Annotated in this window: 9 protein-coding genes; 3 read left to right on the top strand and 6 right to left on the bottom strand. The window is 64.0% G+C overall.

The genetic code is table 11. The features are described from left to right. A partial coding sequence (locus tag LLH00_13975) for a hypothetical protein (GenBank protein ID MCE5272382.1) occupies nucleotides 1–210 on the top strand: 210 nt, incomplete at its 5' end. Nucleotides 211–1171: 961 nt separating this feature from the next. Here the strand turns inward: LLH00_13975 and rsfS are convergent. The 6 genes from rsfS to LLH00_13945 all read right to left on the bottom strand — a co-directional run bounded on the left by rsfS (nucleotide 1172) and on the right by LLH00_13945 (nucleotide 5441). Next, nucleotides 1172–1594, bottom strand: coding sequence for a ribosome silencing factor (gene rsfS, locus LLH00_13970; protein ID MCE5272381.1), 423 nt, complete (start codon nucleotides 1592–1594; stop codon nucleotides 1172–1174). Between the two features lie 66 nt (nucleotides 1595–1660). Then, entirely contained in the window at nucleotides 1661–2074 is a 414-nt protein-coding gene (folK, locus tag LLH00_13965; GenBank protein ID MCE5272380.1) for a 2-amino-4-hydroxy-6-hydroxymethyldihydropteridine diphosphokinase, read from the bottom strand. Further along, nucleotides 2071–2430: a dihydroneopterin aldolase gene (locus LLH00_13960; GenBank protein ID MCE5272379.1), complete on the bottom strand. Its 360-nt coding sequence runs from the start codon at nucleotides 2428–2430 to the stop codon at nucleotides 2071–2073. Before LLH00_13960 ends, folK begins: the two co-directional genes overlap by 4 nt. Beyond that, complete coding sequence (locus LLH00_13955; GenBank protein MCE5272378.1) at nucleotides 2430–3149, bottom strand: SDR family oxidoreductase; 720 nt, start codon at nucleotides 3147–3149, stop codon at nucleotides 2430–2432. Before LLH00_13955 ends, LLH00_13960 begins: the two co-directional genes overlap by 1 nt. Nucleotides 3150–3349: 200 nt before the next feature. Beyond that, nucleotides 3350–4354: an aldo/keto reductase gene (locus LLH00_13950; GenBank protein MCE5272377.1), complete on the bottom strand. Its 1005-nt coding sequence runs from the start codon at nucleotides 4352–4354 to the stop codon at nucleotides 3350–3352. 604 nt (nucleotides 4355–4958) lie between these two features. Then, nucleotides 4959–5441, bottom strand: a complete 483-nt coding sequence (locus tag LLH00_13945; GenBank protein MCE5272376.1) for a ferritin family protein — start codon at nucleotides 5439–5441, stop codon at nucleotides 4959–4961. Between the two features lie 202 nt (nucleotides 5442–5643). Here LLH00_13945 and LLH00_13940 point away from each other — a divergent pair, with 202 nt between their 5' ends. Further along, the gene (locus LLH00_13940) at nucleotides 5644–7101 is read left to right on the top strand and encodes a menaquinone biosynthesis decarboxylase (GenBank protein MCE5272375.1); all 1458 of its coding nucleotides are present in this window, start codon (nucleotides 5644–5646) and stop codon (nucleotides 7099–7101) included. Next, nucleotides 7091–7981, top strand: coding sequence for a putative 4-hydroxybenzoate polyprenyltransferase (gene ubiA / locus LLH00_13935; GenBank protein ID MCE5272374.1), 891 nt, complete (start codon nucleotides 7091–7093; stop codon nucleotides 7979–7981). Before LLH00_13940 ends, ubiA begins: the two co-directional genes overlap by 11 nt. Nucleotides 7982–7987: the final 6 nt, after the last annotated feature.

Genomic DNA, 7987 nt, shown 5'->3' with positions numbered 1-7987 from the left:
GGCTACCGTGAGGTGCGCGCACCGGGCATGGAGGCGGCCCGCCGTGCGGTGGGGCTGCTGCTCAGGAGCGGGGCACAGCCGGAGCCGGAGATGGAAAAAGGAGACACGAACGGCAACGGGGCAAACGGTGCAGTGGCGGGTTTCGGCTGGAGCCGGATCGGGCCGGCCTCGCGGCTGCTCAGCAAGCACAGGCTGGTGGAGAAAGGCTGAAGATGGCGTGCCTCCACCTTTTTCAAAGAGGGATCGAGGCAGCAATGTCCGGTTAGGGAGTTGCAGTGAGAAGCCGAAAGACCCTTTTCTGCTTTGGTTTCGGCCAAAGCAGAAAAGCCAGCGGGGGCGGCTTGCCTCGTCCCAACCGCGCCACTATTTCTGACTATCGAGTTCGCAAAGCATCGATTCCGCTGCCGCGTTGCAGCGGCGGCGCTGCCGCGAATCGCCGCCGGACAGTACGGCAATTTGAGCCCTGGCCGTTTTACGCTCGATAACACGCTGCCCTGGCGGGAGGCTCAGACAGGTGCGGCCCCCAAAGGCAACAGCGGCGGCCTGTCAGCCGCGCGGGGCTTGGCTTTGACCCAGGATCGAATCATTCCGATACGAACACTGTGTTCGCCCAAGACATTCTATGCAAAAACCTAACCGGACAAAGCTGGGACCGAGGGGGATTCGATCGAAATAAAAATGGCACGGCGCGCCGTGCCCCTGCATCTGTAACATCCTCACTGTGTTTTTCATCCCCCCGCGGCCCGCAGGGCCGCCGGGAGGCCGTATGTCCGAGCCTCGCCGGAGGAGCGGAGTAGCCGCCCCGTGCACACCGAAACCAGGAGCGTAGCCGCAGGCCCGGCGGGCAATCAGCGCCAGCGTCGCCCCGCAGCGTGGGCAGCGTGCAGGAGCCCCGTGCACACCGACGGTTGAAAAGCCCAAAAGGCCCGGGCGAGTTTACGGCCCCCCAATGGCTTCTGGTTCTCTTGGCCGTCACCAAGAGAACGAAAAGCCTTTGCAGCGATTATACAGTTAATCCAGACATAAATGCTGGGCGACATGTATGTCGCCCCTACGACAGGAATGCAGTATGTAGCGGGAAGTGAATAAAAAAAGGGACACGGCGTGCCGTACCCCTTCATTTATCGACATATTTAACCACGCCGGGCGTAGCCGCCCGGCCTCGCCTCAATCACTCGCCCTTGCTCTCGGCCGCCGCGGCCGGCTCATCCTCGATCTTGCGCGCCGGGGCATCCCCCCACAGGCGTTCGAGCTGGTAGAAACGTCGCGCCTCGGGCTGGAACACGTGCACCACGTAGTCGAAATAATCCAGCAGCACCCAGCGTCCGTTCTCCATGCCCTCCACGTGGTTCGGCCGGCTGTTGAAACGCTTCTCCACCTCGTCGATCACGAACTCGGCCACCGAGCGTACGTGGATATCGGTATACCCCTCACACACCACGAAAAAGTCCGCCAGGTCCGAAACTTTCCTCAGGTCCAGAATCTGCACGTCCTCAGCCTTTTTCCCCAGGCAGCAGCGCCCGGCGAACAGGGCCTGCTCCTCGACTTCTTTGTTCGGCTTGCGCGGCCCGGCGGGCCTTTTGGCTCTCGGCATTCAGTCACCTTTCAGGAATCGTAAGTTAACGAGCGGGGCAGGCACGCGCCGCTCAGTCTGCACCTGTCACGCCGCCCCGTGCGCCCCGCCGAAACGGCCGGACTTGACCGCCGGCAGAAGCTCCAGCACGGCGTGACGGACAAAATCGCGTTCATAGAAATCCCGATCCACCACCCAGCCGTTCCAGACCACAATATCCAGGTCGATTGTGCGCGGCCCGTAGCGCGGCCCCTGGCGCAGGCGTCCCAGGCGGTCCTCGATCCCGCGCAGACGGTGCTTTAGCGCCGCGCGCTCCAGCTCGGTCTCGACCAGCACCGCGCCGTTCAGGAAATCGGGCTGGTCGGTGATCCCCAACGGCGCGGTGTGCACGAAAGCGCTCACACTGCGCAGCCACCCCTCACGCCGCAACAGGGCCAGGGCCCGCCGCACGTGGCGCTCGGGCTGGATGTTCGAGCCGACAGAGAGCACCGCGCGGTTCATGGCTGCCTCCGGGCACTCAGCGAGGCCGAGACCGAATCGGCGAAACGCAGGCTGTGTGGCTTGTCCACCTCCACCGTGGCCTCAGTCACCCGCGGCTCCTGCATGACCAGTTCCAGCACTGCGGCGGCCAGGGATTCGAGCATGCGGTAGCTGGTCGCCTCCACCGCGGTGATTATGCGCTTGCTGACTTTTTTGTAATCCACCGCCTCCTCCACCACATCACCCGCCAGCGCCGCGCCGGCCTCGTATTTCAGCTCGACATTCAGCACCACGTCCTGCTTTTTCTCGCGCTCCCAGTCGTTCAGGCCGATCACGCAGCGAAGGCGCAGGTTTTTGATTTTCAGGCTGACCAGCATCAGAGGCTCTCCCCCCCGTCGACGAAGAGCACCTGACCGGTGACATAATCATTCTGCAGCAGGTAGACCACCGCCGAGGTGACCGCCTCCAACGAGCCCACGCAGCCCAGCGGCGCCTTGAGCGCCAGGCGTTCCAGGTACTCGGGGCCCTCACCCTCCGGCGGCAGGATCAGACCCGGCGCCACGGCGTTGACCCGCACTGCCGGGGCGAACTCCACCGCTGCCAGACGGGTCAGCTCGGCCAGGGCTTTCTTGGACAGGGTGTAGGCGGCGTAAATCGACCCGCTGGCCGCGACCCGGGTGTCCAGAAGGTTGATCACCACGCCCGAGGTGCAACTGGCGGCGAAATCGCGGGTGAGCAGGAACGGGGCGATGAAATTCACCTCCAGGTGCTCATCCAGCAGGCTTTCCGTGGTCTCGGCGATCGGCCCGCGGCGGAAGATCGAGGCGTTGTTTACCAGCACGCTCAACTCGGGGAACGCCTTGCGCGCCTTGGAGATCAGGCTGCGGGTCTCGGCGCGGCGGGACAGGTCTGCGCGCAGCAGGCTGCAGCTCACACCCAGGGTGCGCACCTGCTCGGCGGTCCGCTCGGCCTCCTCGCGCGAGCTGCGGTAGTGCAGGGCGATGTCGTAGCCCAGCGCAGCCAGGCTGAGGGCTATCGCCTGCCCGATACGGCGCGCTCCACCGGTCACCAGGGCGGCCCTGCCGCTCGTTTCCATCCGGGATACTCTCCTTTTGCTTGGCGCGGCTTCGCCGGAATATCCAAAAACTCCTTCGTAATTGTAACCCCGGCGGGAGGAATTCTCAAGGGCTTTCGGCCGGAGGCCCTCTGATCGCCGGTCCCCGCGTGGGTCATAAAAAGGGGCCGCCCGACTGATCCGGCCGGAACGGCCCATACGGAATACAAATGCGCCGAGGCTCAGGCTTTGAGGTCCTGGCTCCAGGGGTCGCGGTTCCATTCAAATTGCGCCAGCTCGGCCAGGGCCGCGGGCTTGAACAGCTCCATGCCGGTCACTTTCAGGTTCTGGCGCAACTGCTCGCGGTTTTTCAGCCCCACGATCACCGTGCCGGCATCCGGGTGGCTCAGGGTGAACAGCAACGCCAGGTCGACCAGGCTCAGCTCCGGGTGGCGCTCCGCCTTGAACCGCCGCACCAGTTCCACATGCTCCAGGGTGACTTTCAGGTTGCCGCCGCGGAAATAGTGGCGGCGGAAATCGCCCTTGGCAAAAATTGTCTGCGCGGTGAACTTGCCGGTGAGCGAGCCCTCGTCCAGCGGCACACGGATGATCGTGGCCACGCCGTTACGGCCGCAGGGGGCGAGAACGGATCGCCCGGTGCCCTGCTCGAACAGGTTGTAGATCACCTGCACGCTGTCTATCCGCCCGGCCTCGACCAGGGGGGTGACATCCGCCGGACGCTGCTCGCTGGCCGAGATGCCGTAGGCCAGCAGCTTGCCCTGGCGGCGAAGGTCCTCCAGAGTTTCCTGCCACTCGGTGTACTTGTTGAACCCCGAGGTCCAGGTGTGGAGCTGGATCAGGTCCAAGGTCCCCACTTTCAGGCGTTTCAGCGACAGCTCCACCCGCTCGCGCAGGTAGGCGGAGGGGTAGAAACGCTGGATGTCATCGTAATCCGGGTCCACCCACCAGAGTTTCTTGTCCGCGGGCGGTATCTTGGTGGCCACGTAGACCCGCTGTGCCCCGCTGCCCCGCGCGGCGAGCGTGCGGCCGATCAGTTCCTCGCTGTGCCCGTCGCCGTAAGCCTGGGCCGTGTCGATGAAATTGATCCCCGAATCCAGGGCCTCCTCCAGGGTGCGGAGCGACTCGCTGTCATCGGTGGCGCCCCAGGCGTCCCCGCCGATAGCCCAGGCCCCGAAACTCAGCTCGCTTACTTGCCAGCCCAGGCGTCCGAAAGTTCTGTAACGCATTCTTTGCCCCCATACTTACCGTGAACGAACCTTCCGGGACAGCCGTTCTCAATCCTTTTTTAAAGTACCGGCCGGGGCGCGTGCCTGTCAAGCCGCGGGCCTGTAACGGCCTTGTTGATGAATTTTACACTGAAGGAGCGACTCATATTTCCACTCGGTTTTCCTTCCGCCCTTTCGGTCTTGCCCAGCAATGTCCGGTTAGGGAGTTGCAGTGAGAAGACGAAAGACTCTGTTCTGCTTTGGTTTCGGCCAAAGCAGCAAAGCCAGCGCAGGCCGCAAACTCGTCCAGACCACGCCTCCGCTTCGATCTTAAGTGTTTACGGAGTGTTGATACCGCTCGCGCGATGCAGCGGCGGCGCTGCCGCGAATCGCCGCCGGACAGTACGGCAATTTGAGCCCCGGCCGTTTCACGTTCGATTGCACGCTGCCCTGGCGGGAGGCTCAGACAAGTGCGGCCCCCAAAAGAACTGCGACGGCCTGCGGGCCGTTTGGGACGGAGTGACATCTCTGATCTTATTCGTGCAGGGGCGGACCGCCCACAAAAACACCCCCGTCCGGTGCGGACACCGGCGGGGGTGCGGGATACTCTCTGTCCGGACAGCTCTCAGAACTTGTCCAGGTTGGTGAACTCGCGGTCGGCCAGCCAGTTCTCGGGACGGCTCACGAACTGGATGATGTGTTCGAGGACGAAATAGTGACGGTGCTCCTCCTCGGCCAGGCGCGCCAGGATGTCTTTCTGGGCGGCCTCTTTCACTTCGGCGGCCTTGGCGCGGTAGAAATCCTCGCTCTGCTTCTCCAGCTCCTGGGCGTGCTTGTACAGCTCCACCTGGGCCTTGTCCGGATTGAAAAAGCCCTTGTTGCCGGCGTTCTTCTCGAATACGTTCTTCACGTTCTTCAGGATGTCGGTCGGGGGCAGCTTGGGCGTGCGTCGTTTCATCTCGGAAAGGACCTGCCAGTGGTGCTCCTCCTCATCCGCCAGCATGTTCATGATTGTCGCCAGGCCTTTGTCTCCAGCCTTTGCGGCTATTTCACGGTAGTAGTTTTCCCCATCCTTCTCGAACTTCATCGCAAATTCGAAGATATCCATTTGAAGCCTCCATATATCGTTTGATATTTTTGGGCACGGCTCAATGGTTTAAGATAATCCACGCGGTGAAAGGTGTCAATCCTGACTGGCAGGTTTTCGGGCCGCGTTGCGGCTTGACAGGCGGGGAGGGCGGACTATCTTTAAGCCATGAGTTCCGGAAAATCAAGGCAGTGGAACATATAATACTTTTTCGGCGGTGTAAATGGCTTACAGGGACCAGCGGGAATTTATCATACGCCTGGAACGCGAGGGCGAGCTGCGGCGTATCCGCGAACGGGTCAGCCCGAATCTCGAAATCACCGAGATCGCCACGCGGGTGATGCACGCCGGGGGGCCGGCGCTCCTGTTCGAGAACGTGGAGGGCAGCCACTATCCTCTTTCGATCAACCTCATGGGCAGTGCGCGGCGCATGGCCCTGGCCCTGGGAGTGGAGAATCTGGAGGAAATCGCCGGCCGGATCGAGGGCCTGCTCGACACCCGCGTGCCGGAATCCCTGCTGGGCAAGCTGGCCCTTCTGCCCAAGCTGGCAGAGATGACCAAGTACCCGCCGCGCACGGTCAAGAGCGAGGCGGCAGTGCAGGAGGTGCTGGCCGAGGGGGAGGCGGTGGACCTGGGTACGCTGCCCGTACTCACCTGCTGGCCGCAGGACGGCGGCCCGTATTTCACCCTGCCGCAGGTGATTACAAAGGACCCCGAGACCGGCATGCGCAACGTTGGCATGTACCGCATGCAGGTGTTCGACCGCCGCACCACCGGCATGCACTGGCACCTTCACAAGCACGGGGCCGTGCATTTCGAGAAAGCGCGACGGCTCAGGCAGCGCCTGGAGGTGGCCGTGGCCCTGGGCGGCGACCCGGCCCTGACCTACGCCGCCAGCGCCCCTCTGCCAGACAGCATCGAGGAATACCTGTTCGCCGGGTTCCTGCGCCGCGAGCCGGTGGAGCTGGTCCGGGCGCGCACGGTGGACCTGGAGGTCCCGGCCGGGGCGGATTTCGTGCTGGAGGGCTATGTCGACCCGTCAGAGCCGTTGCGCCGCGAGGGACCCTTCGGCGACCACACCGGCTACTACAGCCTGGAGGATGACTACCCGGTGTTCCATGTGACCGCGCTCACCACGCGCCGCGACCCGGTCTACCCGGCCACGGTGGTGGGGCCGCCGCCCATGGAGGACTACTGGATGGGCCACGCCACGGAACGCATTTTCCTGCCCCTGCTGCGTCTGGTGGTCCCGGAAATAGTGGACTACCACATGCCGCCCGAGGGGGTGTTCCACAATCTGGTCTTCGTCTCTATCCGCAAGCGCTACCCGGGGCAGGCGTTCAAGGTGATGCACGCCCTGTGGGGCCAGGGTCTGATGATGCTGGCCAAGGTGCTGGTGGTGGTGGATGAGAGTGTGGACGTGCGCTGCCCCGCCGAGGCCTGGTGGGCCGCGCTCAACAACATCGACCCGCAGCGCGACTCCATATTCACCCCCGGCCCGGTGGATGCCCTGGACCACGCCAGCCGCCTGCCGCACTACGGCAGCAAGCTGGGGCTGGACGGCACCCGCAAGATGGCCGAGGAGGGGTTCAGCCGCCCCTGGCCCGACAAGATCGTGATGAGTGACGAGGTGAAAAGCAAAATCGACCGTCTGTGGAAAGGACTGGGGCTTGAAAGCTGAGCGTACGGAAGCGTCGGGGGAGGGCCTGAACGGCCTGGCAGCGGATTTCAGCGGGCTGGTGATGCTGCCGCACACACTTTTCGCCTTGCCCTTTGCCCTGACCGCGGTGGTGCTGGCAAGCTACAGCGCGGATGTCACCTGGCTCAAGGTGCTGCTTATAGTTACCGCGTTCACCGGGGCGCGCTCGGCGGCCATGGCGTTCAACCGTCTGATAGACCAGCGGGTGGACTCGGCGAACCCCCGCACCCGGGGCCGTCACCTGCCCGCGGGGCGGCTCAGCCGCTGGCAGGTCTGGCTGTTCGTGGCCGCCGCGGTGGGCGTGTTCGAGGTCTCGGCCGCGCTGCTGGGAAAGCTCTGCCTGGCGCTCAGCCCGATTGCCCTGGCCGTGATATTCGCCTATTCCTGGACCAAGTATTTCACCGCGGCCAGCCACCTGGTGCTGGGCCTGGCCCTGTCGATCGCGCCGGTGGGGGCGTTCATCGCGGTGACCGGCACGCTGACGTTCGGGGTGCTGATGCTGGCCCTGGCGGTGGTGCTCTGGGTGGCCGGGTTCGACATCATCTACTCACTGCAGGATGAGGCTTTCGACCGGGAGCAGGGCCTGTTCTCGGTCCCGGCGCGCCTGGGCGCGGCGCGGGCGCTGTGGCTGTCGCGCGCCCTGCACCTGCTTTCTTTCGCCGCCCTGGGCGCGGTGGGCTCGTATTTCCCGGTGGGGATCCTGTACTGGGTGGGGGTGACGCTGATCGGCGCGATGCTGGCTTTCGAGCACTCGCTGGTGTCACCGGATGACCTGAGCCGGGTCAACGCGGCTTTTTTCACGGTCAACGGCGCGGTGAGTATCATTTTCCTGGGCCTCAACCTTGCCGACCGGCTGCTCTGAGGATAA

The organism is bacterium (assembly GCA_021372515.1).
GTDB lineage: Bacteria > Gemmatimonadota > Glassbacteria > GWA2-58-10 > GWA2-58-10 > JAJFUG01.
The sequence above is the reverse complement of the archived record's forward strand: the minus strand, read 5'-3'. Positions and strand labels throughout refer to the sequence as shown.